At 70.8% G+C, this 13,579-nt stretch carries 11 protein-coding genes and 1 pseudogene; 5 read left to right on the forward strand and 7 right to left on the reverse strand.

Annotated elements, in window-relative coordinates; all coding sequences use genetic code 11:
• Positions 1 to 345 precede the first annotated feature (345 nt).
• The 4 genes from tnpB to ACF07B_RS26580 all read left to right on the forward strand — a co-directional run bounded on the left by tnpB (position 346) and on the right by ACF07B_RS26580 (position 5,112).
• The gene (gene tnpB, locus ACF07B_RS26565; RefSeq protein ID WP_392180771.1) at positions 346 to 1,704 is read left to right on the forward strand and encodes an IS607 family element RNA-guided endonuclease TnpB; all 1,359 of its coding nucleotides are present in this window, start codon (positions 346 to 348) and stop codon (positions 1,702 to 1,704) included.
• 203 nt (positions 1,705 to 1,907) lie between these two features.
• Positions 1,908 to 2,336, forward strand: coding sequence for a MerR family transcriptional regulator (locus ACF07B_RS26570; RefSeq protein WP_369485682.1), 429 nt, complete (start codon positions 1,908 to 1,910; stop codon positions 2,334 to 2,336).
• The gene (locus tag ACF07B_RS26575; RefSeq protein WP_326785430.1) at positions 2,333 to 2,665 is read left to right on the forward strand and encodes a thioredoxin domain-containing protein; all 333 of its coding nucleotides are present in this window, start codon (positions 2,333 to 2,335) and stop codon (positions 2,663 to 2,665) included. The genes ACF07B_RS26570 and ACF07B_RS26575 overlap by 4 nt, the downstream gene beginning before the upstream one ends.
• Positions 2,666 to 2,796: 131 nt before the next feature.
• Complete coding sequence (locus ACF07B_RS26580; RefSeq protein WP_392180788.1) at positions 2,797 to 5,112, forward strand: HelD family protein; 2,316 nt, start codon at positions 2,797 to 2,799, stop codon at positions 5,110 to 5,112.
• 58 nt (positions 5,113 to 5,170) lie between these two features.
• Here the strand turns inward: ACF07B_RS26580 and glgB are convergent, their stop codons facing one another.
• Together glgB and ACF07B_RS26590 are read right to left on the reverse strand one after the other, a co-directional pair.
• Entirely contained in the window at positions 5,171 to 7,663 is a 2,493-nt protein-coding gene (gene glgB, locus ACF07B_RS26585; RefSeq protein WP_392180772.1) for a 1,4-alpha-glucan branching enzyme, read from the reverse strand.
• A 46-nt stretch (positions 7,664 to 7,709) separates the two neighbouring features.
• Positions 7,710 to 9,116: a phosphotransferase gene (locus tag ACF07B_RS26590; protein ID WP_392180773.1), complete on the reverse strand. Its 1,407-nt coding sequence runs from the start codon at positions 9,114 to 9,116 to the stop codon at positions 7,710 to 7,712.
• A gap of 211 nt (positions 9,117 to 9,327) precedes the next feature.
• Between ACF07B_RS26590 and ACF07B_RS26595 the strand changes: the two are divergent.
• Positions 9,328 to 9,585 (forward strand): annotated as a pseudogene (locus tag ACF07B_RS26595) (IS200/IS605 family accessory protein TnpB-related protein); the annotation flags it as partial.
• Between the two features lie 204 nt (positions 9,586 to 9,789).
• On the opposite strand, the gene ACF07B_RS26600 reads toward ACF07B_RS26595, so the two are convergent.
• From ACF07B_RS26600 to ACF07B_RS26620, 5 genes are all read right to left on the reverse strand, one after another.
• The gene (locus ACF07B_RS26600) at positions 9,790 to 10,449 is read right to left on the reverse strand and encodes a hypothetical protein (protein ID WP_392180774.1); all 660 of its coding nucleotides are present in this window, start codon (positions 10,447 to 10,449) and stop codon (positions 9,790 to 9,792) included.
• Between the two features lie 148 nt (positions 10,450 to 10,597).
• Positions 10,598 to 11,095, reverse strand: a complete 498-nt coding sequence (locus ACF07B_RS26605; RefSeq protein ID WP_392180775.1) for a hypothetical protein — start codon at positions 11,093 to 11,095, stop codon at positions 10,598 to 10,600.
• A 218-nt stretch (positions 11,096 to 11,313) separates the two neighbouring features.
• Complete coding sequence (locus ACF07B_RS26610; RefSeq protein WP_369485676.1) at positions 11,314 to 11,862, reverse strand: hypothetical protein; 549 nt, start codon at positions 11,860 to 11,862, stop codon at positions 11,314 to 11,316.
• Positions 11,863 to 11,989: 127 nt separating this feature from the next.
• Entirely contained in the window at positions 11,990 to 12,595 is a 606-nt protein-coding gene (locus ACF07B_RS26615) for a signal peptidase I (protein WP_392180776.1), read from the reverse strand.
• Positions 12,596 to 13,249: 654 nt separating this feature from the next.
• Positions 13,250 to 13,579 (reverse strand): alpha-glucosidase C-terminal domain-containing protein (locus ACF07B_RS26620; RefSeq protein WP_392180777.1); only part of this gene is annotated, 330 nt, incomplete at its 5' end.

Below are 13,579 nucleotides of genomic sequence, written 5' to 3' on the forward strand. Positions count from 1 at the left end.
GCGAACCCAGCGCCTTTTCCAGGGATTTCTCGTCATTGCGGTCGGCGATCAGATGAATCGCCCCGGAGGGCGGCGCCGACGAGCCACGATTGATGACGGAAGGGGGCGAACAAAAGTCGCATTTTCCATCGGTGGTTATCTGTCTTCGTCAGTCTTTATCTGATTGTGTGAAGCTTTCCGAGTGGGCGGAGTGCGGCGAAGATCCGTGCTGTCCGTGCGGTGGCCGTGACGATCAGTGAGGGCGCCGGGTGAGGAAGTTCCGGCCGCAGTCCGGGTTCGTGGTGCAGGCGTTCCGGTTCGCGCTGGACCCGAACGCCACGCAGGAGGCCGCGCTGCGCTCGCATTGTGGCGCGGGCGGCGTACAACTGGGCGGTGGGCTGGGTGTCGGCATCGTGGTGGCAGCGTCGCGCCGAGGAGACCTACGGGATTCCCGAGTCGGAGTTGACGGATTGGCGGCCGTGGTCGCTGCCCGCGCTGCGCAAGGCGTTCAACGCCGCCAAGCATACGGACCCCAGGTTCGCTGGGTGGTGGGAGGACAACTCCAAGGAGGCCTACTCCACCGGGCTGGCGAACGCCGCCGCAGGGTTCGACAACTACGCCAAATCGAAGCAGGGCAAGCGACGGGGCAAGCAGGCGGGGATGCCCCGCTTCAAGTCGAAACGCAAGGCCCGGCTGTCCTGCCGGTTCACCACCGGCACGATCCGTGTCGAGCCCGGCGGCCGGCACGTCGCGCTGCCCCGGCTGGGCACGATCCGCGTCCACGAACCCACCGTCAAGCTCCTCGGCCGTGTCCAGGCCGGGACGGCCCGCATCCTGTCCGCGACCGTCCGCCATGAACACGGCCGCTGGTTCGTGTCCTTCCAGGTCGAGACCGCGCGAGAGTTCCGGCGCGTGGCCCGTCCCGGCGTCGCGGTCGGGATCGACCTCGGCCTGAAGACGCTCGCGGTGACGGCCGACAGCACCGGCGAAATCCGTCAGATGGCCAACCCCAGGCACCTCGACACAGCACTCAAGCACCTGAACCGGGCATCCCGCACCACTTCCCGCCGTCAGGGCCCCGACCGCCGCACCGGCCGAAAGCCCTCGAAGCGGTGGGAGAAGGCCAACACACGCCGCAACAAGGTGCACCACCGGGTGGCGAACCTCCCTGCGGACGCCCTGCACAAACTCACCACCGCCGTGACCGCCGAGTACGGCACCGTCGTGATCGAAGACCTCAACGTCGCCGGAATGCTCCGCAACCGGCGCCTGGCCCGCCGGATCTCCGACGCCGGATTCGGCGAGATCCGCCGCCAGCTCACCTACAAGACCAAACGGAACGGCTGCAACATCGTGACCGCCGACCGCTGGTTCCCCTCCTCCAAGCCCTGTTCCGGGTGCGGCGTAGTGAAAGCCAAACTGCCGCTGCACGTACGGACCTACACATGCGACGCCTGCGGCCTGGCCCTCGACCGGGACGACAACGCGGCCCGCAACCTCGCCGCCCTCGCGGCAACAGCAACAACAGCAACAACTGGTACCGGAGTGGCCGGAGACCAGGACACCGTCAAGGTGTCGAAGCCCCGTGGAGCCGACCACAAGACCCGCACCACCCGTTCCCGCCGCAAGGCAGGGACGGGGCGGGCAGGTGGCGCAACCCTGCCGCACCAGCGGCAGACAGAAACGGGAGACCGTACTCAAGCCGAAGCCCTCACGCTCTGGTGATGTGACGGACCATCCGGGCAGAAATGCCCGGATTGCCGAGAGTCGCTGAGACTTGAAGCAACGGAGACATGGGAGATCCGGCGCGCCGCCCGCCCGGCCGGGCGCACCGAAAGAAACACCACGCACATCACGCTGCCGTCCGTCGAGACAGCCCCTCGCGGCCCCTTGCCTTGACGTCGGCGTCAAGGACTACCGTCGGGGTCATGCGAATCGGCGAGCTGGCCGCACGGGCCGGGACGACCACGCGGACCCTGCGGTACTACGAGTCGCGGGGGCTGCTGCCCGCGCGGCGGGGCGAGAACGGGTACCGGACGTACGACGACGACGATCTGCGGCTGCTCCGGCAGATCAGGACCCTCCAGGACTTCGGCTTCGACCTGGAGGAGACGCGGCCGTTCGTGGAGTGTCTGCGGGCCGGACATCCCGAGGGCGACGCGTGCCCGGCGTCGTTGGACGTCTACCGGCGCAAGCTCGGCGAGCTCGACGCGCTGATCGGCGAACTGAGGTCGGTGCGCGCGCAGGTCGGCGAGCAGCTCGCGCGGGCGGAGCGGGCCCGCGACGAGCTGGCGGCCGACGCGGAGGTTCCGGGCGGTCCGGAACCCGTATGCGAACTGGGAGGGCGGACGCGATGATCAGGGCGGCAGGCGTGGCCGAGGTGACGGACGCGGACTTCGGGGCGGAGGTGATCGGCTCGGATCTGCCCGTGCTGGTGGAGTTCACGGCCGACTGGTGTCCGCCGTGCCGGCAGATGGGGCCGGTGCTCAGCGAGCTGGCTTTCGAGGAGGCCGACCGGTTCAAGGTGGTCCAGCTCGACGTCGACACCAATCCGGAGACGACGCTGGCGTACGGCGTGCTCTCGATGCCGACGTTCATGGTTTTCCGGGGCGGTGAGCCCGTGAAGTCGATGGTGGGCGCCCGGGCCAAGCGGCGGCTGCTCCAGGAGCTGGCCGACGTCCTCTGATCCCACCCGGCAGAACACCCGGCGCACAAAAAATCCCCTGGGCAATTGCGCCCGGGGGATTTCGCTGCGTATATTCAATGATTCGCGACTTCGAGGAATCACGTCGTGAAGAAGTTCAGTAGGCGCAGTGTATCCGGGCGGGAGCGGAATTGTCAAACAAGGGATCGCACACAGAATTCCCCGACGATGAACTGCGAAGTGAGCAGGAATTCATCGACGGTTTGTACGCGCATGTGGACGCCCTGCGCGATGCCACCGAGGCCTCCGTCGGGGACGCGCTCGCCCAGGGCAACACCCCCAGGCAGGCCCGGCTCGAACGGGACATCCTGGTCGCCGAACGCTCGGGACTGCTGGCCGCGCTGAACGCCGTGGACGGTTCGCTCTGCTTCGGCCGCATCGACCTGTCACCCGGGGAAGGGGCCCCCGCCACCGGCGTCAGCCACCACATCGGCCGCATCGGCATCCGCGCCGACGACATCGAGCGCACCCCGGTCCTCATCGACTGGCGGGCCCCGGTCGCCCGCCCCTTCTACCTGGCCACCGGGCACACCCCGATGGGCCTGCGCCGCCGCCGGCACATCGGCACCGCGGGCCGGCACGTCACCGACCTGCACGACGAGATCCTCGACCTCGGCGACCGGGAACGCACCGGCCACGAGGACCCGACGGGTGACGCCGTGCTGCTCGCCGCGCTCAACTCGGCCCGCACCGGCCGCATGAGCGACATCGTGCAGACGATCCAGGCCGAACAGGACCGGATCATCCGCGCGCCGCACCGGGGCATCATGGTCGTCGAGGGCGGCCCCGGCACCGGCAAGACCGCCGTCGCCCTGCACCGCGCCGCGTATCTGCTGTACGAACACCGTGAACTGCTCGCCAAGCGGGCCGTCCTGATCGTCGGCCCCAACCCGGCCTTCCTCGGCTACATCGGCGAGGTGCTGCCCTCCCTCGGCGAGACCGGCGTGCTGCTCTCGACCGTCGGTGAGCTCTTCCCCGGCGTCCACGCGACCGCCGTCGACACCCCGGAGGCGGCCGCCGTGAAGGGCCGCGCCGGGATGGCCGACGTCCTCGCCGGAGTCGTCCGCGACCGGCAGGCCCTGCCCGACCCGGTGATCGCCATCGAGCACGACCGGGACGTCCTGATGCTCGACGCGGGCCTCGTCCAGGTCGCCCGGGAACGCACCCGCGAGGCCGGCCTGCCCCACAACGTGGCGCGCGAGCACTTCGAGGGCCACATCCTCAACACGCTCACCGACATGCTGGCCGAACGCATCGGCACGGACCCCTTCGACGGCTCCAACCTCCTGGACCCGAGCGACATCACCCAGATCCGCGACGAACTCGCCGAGAACCCCGAAGTCTGGTCGGCCGTCGACCAGCTGTGGCCGAGGCTGACCCCGCAGCGCCTGGTCGCCGACTTCCTGGCCGACCCATTTGGCCATGTCCCGGACGAGGACGCGGCGGCGATCCACCGCCCGACGGCCCGCGCCGCCGACTGGACCGCCGCGGACGTCCCCCTCCTCGACGAGGCCGCCGAACTGCTGGGCGAGGACGACCGGGTCACGCGGGCCCTGGCCGACCAGGAACGCCGTACCCAGATCGCCTACGCACAGGGCGTGCTGGACGTCTCCTACGCCTCGCGGACCTACGAGTTCGAGGACAAGGACGAGGAGGACTCCGAGATCCTGTCCGCGCACAACATCATCGACGCCGAGCGGATGGCGGAGCGGCACGAGGAGGACGACCACCGCAGCGCCGCGGAGCGGGCGGCCGCCGACCGGACGTGGGCCTTCGGCCACATCATCGTGGACGAGGCGCAGGAGCTGTCGCCGATGGCGTGGCGGCTGCTGATGCGCCGCAGCCCCACGCGGTCGATGACACTCGTCGGCGATCCCGCGCAGACCGCGGAGGCGGCGGGGGTCGGATCGTGGGAGGAGATCCTCTCCCCGTACGTGGAGGACCGCTGGGAGCACACCCGGCTCGGCGTCAACTACCGCACCCCGTCCGAGATCATGGATGTCGCCGCCGGTGTGGTGCGGGCCGAACGCCCCGGGTTCGAGCCGCCGCGTTCCGTCCGGTCCACCGGGGTACGGCCCTGGGCGCGCGAGGCCGGGGACGACCTGCCCGGTGCCGTCGCCAAGGCCGTCGCCGAGCTGACCCCGGCCGAGGGCCGGCTCGCGGTGATCGCGCCTCGGGCCCTGCACCCCGCGCTCGCCGGCCGGCTGGACGGGGTGTCGGCGGGCCAGGAGCCCGACCTCACCCGCACGGTGGTGCTCCTCGACCCCCGGCAGGCCAAGGGGCTGGAGTTCGACTCCGTCCTGGTGGTCGAGCCCGCGTCGTACGGGACGAGCGACCTGTACGTGGCACTGACCCGGGCCACCCAGACGCTGGGCGTGCTGTACACCGGCGAACTGCCCGCGTCGCTGCGGGGCACCGGCCTGGAGTGACGGCCCTGCCCGGTCCCCGGCGGAGGTGCCGCCGGGGACCGGGCAGGCCGCCGCACCGCTAGGCGGGCCGCAGCCACACCGTCGCGAGGGGTGGCAGGGTCAGCTGGATGCTGGCCGCGCGGCCGTGCCAGCCGGTGGGCTCCGGTTTGACGGGGTCGGGGTTGGTGACGTCGCTTCCGCCGTAGCGGGCGGTGTCGGTGTTGAGGATCTCGTGCCAGGCGGGGATGTCCTCGGGGACGCCGAGGCGGTAGCCGTGGCGGACGGCGGGGGAGAGGTGGGAGACGGCGAGGAGCGGGGTGCCGTCGGCGGCGTGCCGCAGGAAGGCGAAGACGTTGTCGTCGGCGGAGTCTCCGGTGATCCAGGCGAAGCCGGACGGGTCGGTGTCGCGTTCCCACAGCGCGGGCTCGCCGCGGTAGCGGGTGTTGAGGTCGCGGACGAGGTCCCGGACCCCGCGGTGGTCGGGTTCGGCGCCGTAGGCGGGGTCCAGCAGCCACCAGTCGGGGCCGTGGGCCTCGGACCACTCGGCGCCCTGGGCGAACTCCTGGCCCATGAAGAGGAGTTGCTTGCCGGGGTGGGCCCACATGAAGGCGAGGTAGGCGCGCAGGTTGGCGCGCTGCTGCCACCAGTCGCCGGGCATCTTGGAGACGAGTGAGCGTTTGCCGTGCACGACCTCGTCGTGGGAGATCGGCAGGACGTAGTTCTCGCTGTAGGCGTACACCATCGAGAAGGTCATCTCGTCGTGGTGGTACTTGCGGTGCACCGGGTCGTGGGACACATAGTCCAGCGAGTCGTGCATCCAGCCCATGTTCCACTTCAGCCCGAACCCCAGACCGCCGAAGCCCCCGGGACCGATGTGGTCGGTGGCCCGGGTGACGCCGTCCCAGGCGGTGGACTCCTCGGCGACCGTGACCACACCGGGGTTGCGGCGGTAGACGGTGGCGTTCATCTCCTGGAGGAAGGCCACCGCGTCCAGGTTCTCGCGGCCGCCGTGCTCGTTGGGGACCCACTGGCCGGGTTCACGGGAGTAGTCGAGGTAGAGCATGGAGGCGACGGCGTCGACGCGCAGGCCGTCGATGTGGAACTCCTCGCACCAGTAGGTGGCGTTGGCGACGAGGAAGTTGCGGACCTCGCGGCGGCCGTAGTCGAACTCCAGGGTGCCCCAGTCGGGGTGGTCGGCCCGGAGCGGGTCGGCGTGCTCGTAGAGCGGGCGGCCGTCGAACTCCGCGAGGGCCCATTCGTCGCGCGGGAAGTGGGCTGGGACCCAGTCCATGAGGACGCCGACGCCGGCGCGGTGGAGGGCGTCGACGAGGTACTTGAAGTCGTCGGGGGTGCCCAGGCGCGCGGTGGGCGCGTAGAACCCGGTGACCTGGTAGCCCCAGGAGCCGCCGAAGGGGTGCTCGGCGACGGGCATCAGCTCGACATGGGTGAAGCCGAGGTCCCTGACGTAGGCGGGAAGCTGATCGGCGAGCTGACGATAGGTCAGACTCGGTCGCCAGGAGGGCAGATGCACCTCGTACACCGAGAACGGCGCCTCGTGGACCGGCCGGTCGGCCCGCCGCGCCATCCACTCCGTGTCGTGCCACTCGTGGTGGGACGCGTGGACGACCGACGACGTGGCGGGCGGCGTCTCGGTGCGGCGGGCCATCGGGTCCGCGCGCAGGGTGCGGGAGCCGTCCGGGCGGGCGATGTCGAACTTGTACAGCTCGCCCTCGCCGATCGCCGGAACGAACAGCTCCCACACCCCGGTCGATCCCAGCGACCGCATCGGATGTCCCGTGCCGTCCCAGAAGTTGAAGCCGCCGGCGAGCCGCACACCGCGCGCGTTCGGGGCCCACACGGTGAACCGCGTTCCGGCGACGCCCTGATGCTCCATCGGCTCGGCGCCGAGCGCCCGCCACAGCTCCTCGTGCCGGCCCTCGCCGATCAGATGCAGGTCCAGCTCACCTATCGCGGGCAGGAACCGGTACGCGTCCTCGGTCTCCAGCACCGTCCCCTCGTAGGCCACGAGCAGCCGGTAGGAGTCCGGGACCGCGCGCAGCGGCAGCAGTCCCGAGAAGAAGCCGTCCCCGTCGTCGCGCAGTTCCGCGCGCAGTTCGCCGGTGACGACGGTGACGCCGAGCGCGTACGGGCGAAAGGCCCGGAACGCGACGCCGCCGGGCGCCGGATGGGCGCCCAGCACTCCGTGCGGGTCGTGGTGCGTGCCGTCGAGAAGCCGCTGTCGGTCCGCGGGGCCGACTCCGGCGGGAGGCGTCGCGCCGGTGGGGCCATGGCTCCCGGCCGGGACGGGACCGGCTGGGACGGGAAGGGCCGGGACGGGAAGGGCTGGGACGGGACCGGCCGGGTCCCGGACCTTGACCGCCTTTTCGTCCGCCGCCCTTTCGTTCGCGGCCCCCGCGTCGGCCGGCGTCTCGTCCGCCGTCCTCCCGGCCGTCGGCAGCTCGGCGGGCTTCTTGTCTTCGGGCGCCGGTTTCTTCGCGCTGGTCCTCTTCGCGCCGGTCTTCTTCGCGCCGGTCTTCTTCGGAGTGTCGTCGGGCCGGGGGCGGGGCGTCACGGGCAGGGCCTCCTCGGGCGGTTGAGCTGGGGCGGGGCACAGGGGTTCAGGGCGTGGTGGCCAGCCGCCGTACCGCCGCCAGCGGAACCGGCAGCCAGTCCGGGCGATGCCGGGCCTCGTACACGACCTCGTACACGGCCTTGTCCGTCTCGAAGGCACGCAGCAGTACGGGATCCGTGCGCGGGTCGAGGCCGCCGGCCTCGGCGTATCCGGTGCAGTAGGCGGCCCGGCAGGTGTCGGCCCAGCCGGACTCCGGTGGTGCCCCCGTGGCACCGGGTGTCCGGGGCACGGAGTGGGCCGCGTAGTCGAAGGAGCGGAGCATGCCGGCGATGTCACGTGCCGGGGGCTGGGGCATACGGCGCTCGGCGAGCGGTTTCGAGGGTTCGCCCTCGAAGTCGATGAGTGACCACTCCCCGTCCGGGGAGCGCAGACACTGGCCGAGATGCAGATCGCCGTGGACGCGCTGGGCCGTCCACGTGTGGCCCTCGGCGGACAGATCCGCCAGCGCCTCGAACGCGGTCCGCAGACCGGGTGCGTGGGGCCGTAACACGGGCACCGCCTGCGCGGCGGCGTTCAGCCGCTCGGCCATCGCGTCGGCCAGCGGCCGCACCTGGGCGTGGCCCAGGGACACCACGGGCAGCGCGCGGGCCAGTGCCGTGTGCACCTCGGCGGTGGCGCGCCCCAGTGCCCGCGCCTCGGCGGCGAAGTCCTCGCCCTTGGCGAGCTCGCGCAGCGCCAGCTCCCAGCCGTCCGAGGCGCCCTGCACGAACGGCTGGAGCACACCGAGGACGTACGACTGCCCGGACAGCTCGGCCCGCAGCCAGGCGGTGGGGGCCGGTACCCGCGCGCAGCCCTCGCGGGCCAGGGCCAGCGGCAGTTCGAGGTCGGGATTGATCCCGGGAACGACCCGGCGCAGCAGCTTGAGGATGAACGTGTCCCCGTAGACCACCGACGAGTTGGACTGCTCGGCGGTCATCATCCGCGGTACGAGACCGGCCCGTATCTCCTGCCCGGTGTCCCGCTCGAAACGAAGTGCGCCGATGCGGGCCCGGGAGCGCAGGGCTTCCAGGAGCACATCGGCGGGCTGGGGGTCGTAGAGGGCCTCGTACACGGTGCGCCCGGAGAGCGGGCCCTCGGTCAGGTGTCCGATCAGCGCCGGCGCCAGCCGGGGCGGCAGCGCCTCGCGTACGCCGATCAGTAACTGGTAGCAGTCGCCGGGGACGGCCGGGGCGCCCGGCACGGGCGGCTGGTGGGCGCGCACCAGCAGGTGGTGGAGGCCGAGCGGGCCGTTCGCCGGGAGCAGCTCGGTGGCGGTGACCAGCGAGAGGCCGGTGACGGGCCGTCCCTTGCCGGCGAACCAGCGCTGCCGCGGCAGCCAGGTGCGCAGCAGCGGATCGAGGGACGCCAGAAGGCCGGGACCTGTGGGTGCGGTGCGTGTGACGGCTTCCGACATGGGTCGCGTCCTTTCCCCGGGGGCGGCAACGGGTGCCTGTGCGTAAGCGTGTGCCCGCGCGAGTGCGTTTCCAGAGCCTTCGCTCGTACGAGGCTCGGGAGGGAACGGGAGTTCCTGTCTCGAATGCGTGACCGCTGTGGCTTGTGGTCGTCGAGTGCGGTGAGGGGATCGGGTTCTTGGGGCCGGGTGGGGGTGAGCGGATCGGGCGAGTCGCGCCCTGGAACATCCGATCAGGCGTCGGACGGCACCGCCCCCGCATGACGGTGATCGTGCGGGCCATCGGACCGTCCGGACCGGACCGGAAACCCCGGGGCGTGAGGAAATCCGCCCCCGCGTTCCCGGACCACGGACACGATCCGTGCCGCCCGGACGCGGAGCGGACGCGGGTGACCAGAACGCCCGGCACCGTCCGGGGTGTTCGGCTGGGCACGGGTTCCGGCAACAGGACTCACTCCCGCTCAGTCCCTAGAAACGGTGTTCCTGCATGGGTGCCCCGGGCGCAGCCGTGGAAACCGCCCCGCCCCGGGGCCTTTTCGGTCGAACGGGTCCAGGAGATTTCCCGCTGACACGGCACAAGGGTGTCCAATTCCGGTGTGTGACACCAGACCTGGACACCCCTGCGACGTTCACTCCCGCCCGCGCGTACCGCGTGGGACCGGAGTACGCGTCCGGGTCAGCCGGTGGTGTGGGCGAAGGTGAGACGGATGTCCTTCGCGTGATCCTTGGAGATCCCGTCGCCCGACTTCTTGGGCGTGAGCCAGAGCTCGTACCCCGCGGACTCACCGTGCTGGTCGGCCGCGGCCTTCAGCACGGCCGTGCCCTTGACCAGCCGGACCTCCGCCGTGACCTTCCCGACGAGGTCGGAGGGCAGGCTGACGGTGACCGTGACCGACAGGCCGATGTCACCGGTGTTCTGCGCCGTGAAGCCACCGATCATCTTGGCGGCCGTACCGGTGAACTCGATCTCCTTGTTCTTGTACGTGAAGACCGGGGCGGCGCTCGTGAACCAGTCGCTGGAGTTCAGGGCGACGGTCGTCAGCCTGGCGGTCTTCGTGGCCGTGGGAGTGGGAGTCGGGGTGGGAGTGGCGGAACCGGGGTCCGAGGGGGCCGTGCTTCCCGTTCCCGGGTCGGTGGGAGTCCCCGGAGCCGACACGGTGGGCTCGGCCGTGACCGTGGCCGTGGCCGTCGGGGTGGGAGGGAAGTCCGCCTCGACCGTGAAGGACCCCGTCACGGTGCTGGTGAACGTGGCACCGCTGCTCACGCCGACAAGGCCAATGCCGCCCGCGGCCAGTACGAGTACCGCCGCGATCTTTCTCCGGTCGGAGATGGCCATGGGTGTAGCGCCCTTCTGATTGAGCTGGGTCGGGTCTACGCCCCGGTGGAGGGGCGCCATGGCGTGAACGCCCGGGCCCACCCTGCCCGGCCGGCGCGAGGCCGGGCCGGACCGGGTGGGCTGTGGGCTCGCCCGGGACGCGCTCGGGTCAGGCGGTGGCGTTCACGCGGAACGTGACCTTGGCCGTCTTGCCCGAGGACTCGTTGCCGAGGTTCGTGGCCTTGATGACGACGCGGTACTGGACGTAGTGGCCGGGCGCGACCGCGTCCGACCCGTCGGTGTCGCCGCCGGTACGGACGAACGACACCTGGACGTCGAGGTCACCGGTACGCGCCACGCTCGGGGCGAAGGCCACCGGAATGTCGCCGCGGTTCCAGACGGTGAGGTTCGAGTTGTCGAGCGGGACGTCGATCTCGTCCGTCGACGACGTGATCAGCAGCGGCTCGTCGAGCGTGGCCGCGTGACCGCCGTCGCTGATCGTCCAGCCGTCCGCCTGGATCTCGATCTTCGCCGTGCCGGCCTTGACCGTGGACTCGGCGGTCACGGTGTCGGTGAACACGGCGCTGCTGCCGATGCTCACCAGGCCGATGCTGCCGGCAAGGATCGCGGCGACGGCGATCGCCTTCTTCTTGTTGGAAATGGCCATGTGAGAGACCTTTCGGGAGCGGTGCTCCGGCGTGCGGGGGCGTCGGCCCGGGGCGGCCGGTGTGCCCGTAGGGTGGCCGCAGCGCCTGAACCCGCCGCGGGAGGGCAATCCCGTGGCGGGTCGGTGGTCACTGGACCAGGGCGTGTTGCGGGGTGGGCCGGAGGTTCCGGCCGATGGAAGCGGTCGGAACCGCTCCGGCCCACTCACGCGGGGGTGGATCAGGAGGTGGCGGTGACCTTGACGGCGACCGAACCGGTCAGGTTCTGCCAGGAGTTGTCGAGGTTCTTGACCTCGATCTCCACCTTGTAGGTGGCCTTGGCGCCCTTGTTCAGCCAGGTCGAGTCGGTGGCGGCGTCGACGCGCGTCACCTTCACGTTCAGGGCGCCGCCCAGGTCGCCGCTCTTCACGACGTCGAACGCGACGCCCGCACCGGCGGTGCCGTCGTTCTCGACCGTGAAGTTGGTGACCAGACGGCTGGTGGAGGAGCCCAGGAGCTGCTCGCCCTCGAGAACGGCGTAGTTGCCGGACACGATGTTCCAGGCAGAGGTGCCGCCCCAGGTGTAGGTGGCGTGCGGGGCGACACCGTCGTACGCCGAGGTGGCGCCTTCGGCCTTGACGATGTTGAGGTCGGCGTGGCCGGAGCGCAGGTCCGTCTGCGCGGTGACCGTGTCGGTGAAGGTGGCGCCGGCGCCGGCGCCGATGAGGGCGAGGCTGCCGACGGCGATCGCGGCGGCCGCGATCGTCTTCTTCTTGGTGGAAATGGCCACGGTGTGGGCCCTTCTCTTGGATGGGTGAGGGTTCGGGCTTGCGCCCAGGGCACGACACGGCCCCCCACGGCGGCTCCCTGGCTGGGGGCTGCCCGGCGTCGTGTCACGGGAAGGAGTCCCGTCGCCCTTAGGGGGTGGTGGTCTGTGGGGTGGGCGGCTTCCTCGGGCGCCACAGCAGGACGACCGCGCCGCCCGCGATCAGCACGGCGGCCGCGCCGAGCAGCACCCTGAAGCCGGTTTCGGTGTGGATCGAGGTGACGACGTAGCCGACGTACGGCACGTCGTGGCGGACGATCCACGCGGTGTCGTCCTGGGGGCGGACGTGCCAGGGGTCCTGGGTCCGGTTGGCGTCGCCCTTGGTTTCGAGGACCGGGCCCCGCGTGGAGGGCGTGATCTTCACGATCCGGTGCACGACCTGGCGTTCGGGCTCGTCCGGGCGGTGGAAGATAACGATGTCACCGACCTTCAGCGACGTCACCGGCTTCCGCTGGGCGATGACGACGCTTCCGGTCGGGAGAGTCGGTTCCATGCTGCCGCTGAGGACCGAACTGGCCTGCCACTTGCCGGACTTGACCGAGACGGCCGCCACCGCGAAACCGACGGTGAGCAGGACGACCACCAGGCTCAGGAGGGCCGAGAGCACCCGCTGGGCCCAGTGCCGGCGCCGGGGCGGCCGCGGGGCGGCCGGCGTCTCGGCGGGCTCCGCCGTCGCACTGCGTACTGCCAGCTTCAACTGTTCTCTCCTGCGGACAAGTTCGGGCCTACGGGCTTGACGGAACGCGCGGCCGGCGAGCCACCGGGGGGTGGCGCGGGGGAAGTTCGCCCGGGGGCGTGCGAATCCCCCGCGCCGGTCAGGGGGAGGAGCCGCGGAGACCGCGGGATTCCGTGTCCGCGTGCGGGTCGGAAACGTGGCGGCGACGGGACGGGCCCTTTATCCGGGATACAGAGCGGGTTCCCGGGGCGTCCCGTCGCCGCGGTCTTCACAGGACACGCACAACGTCGGGTCGGCGGCCGGCCGGCCGTGAGGTCGCCCGCTGACGCGGGGCGCCGGTTCGCCGAGCGGGAGAGCCGCTATAAAACGGTGCCTGGCCTGGACATTCTCATCCACTCCCACGTTACGCGCATGCCGTGAACTCCCCCCCCAGGGAGTGGCCTCCGTCGAGGTGGCCAAGATCAGATTAGGGGTGTGTGTGCACGGTGGGAAGTGTGTGGATGAAGTGTGGAGGCCGCGTTATCAAAACGTGATAACGGGATGGTTTGAAGATGGCGAGACGGGTGCTATTGAGGCTTCCCGGAGGGTGTGTCTGGATCTGATGGGTACTGAACCGCCGCTGTCCGGAACCCGGTTGGGTTCCGGACAGCGCCCTGGACGGCTGCCGTGGCCGCGCTACACGGCTTCCTTCCGGAGACGGAACCAGTAGAAGCCGTGACCGGCGAGGGTGAGCAGGTAGGGCAGTTCGCCGATGGCGGGGAACCGTACGCCGCCGATCAGCTCGACCGGGTGCCTGCCGTTGAACTCGCGCAGGTCGAGCTCGGTGGGCTGGGCGAAGCGCGAGAAGTTGTGCACGCACAGCACCAGGTCGTCGTCCCCCTCACCCTCGCCCTCGGCCGGCGGCGCTTCGCGCAGGAAGGCGAGGACGGCGGGGTTGGAGGAGGGGAGTTCGGTGTAGGAGCCGAGTCCGAAGGCCCTGTTCTGTTTGCGGATCTCGATCATGCG

This window comes from Streptomyces sp. NPDC015532 (genome assembly GCF_043078065.1).
Lineage (GTDB): Bacteria > Actinomycetota > Actinomycetes > Streptomycetales > Streptomycetaceae > Streptomyces.

Bases quoted from the DNA above. Each gene is read 5' to 3' on its own strand.
- ACF07B_RS26570 (WP_369485682.1), top strand. From the start codon at position 1,908: ATGCGAATCGGCGAGCTGGCCGCACGGGCCGGGACGACCACGCGGACC.
- ACF07B_RS26575 (WP_326785430.1), top strand. From the start codon at position 2,333: ATGATCAGGGCGGCAGGCGTGGCCGAGGTGACGGACGCGGACTTCGGG.
- ACF07B_RS26590 (WP_392180773.1), bottom strand. From the start codon at position 9,116: ATGTCGGAAGCCGTCACACGCACCGCACCCACAGGTCCCGGCCTTCTG.
- ACF07B_RS26600 (WP_392180774.1), bottom strand. From the start codon at position 10,449: ATGGCCATCTCCGACCGGAGAAAGATCGCGGCGGTACTCGTACTGGCC.
- ACF07B_RS26605 (WP_392180775.1), bottom strand. From the start codon at position 11,095: ATGGCCATTTCCAACAAGAAGAAGGCGATCGCCGTCGCCGCGATCCTT.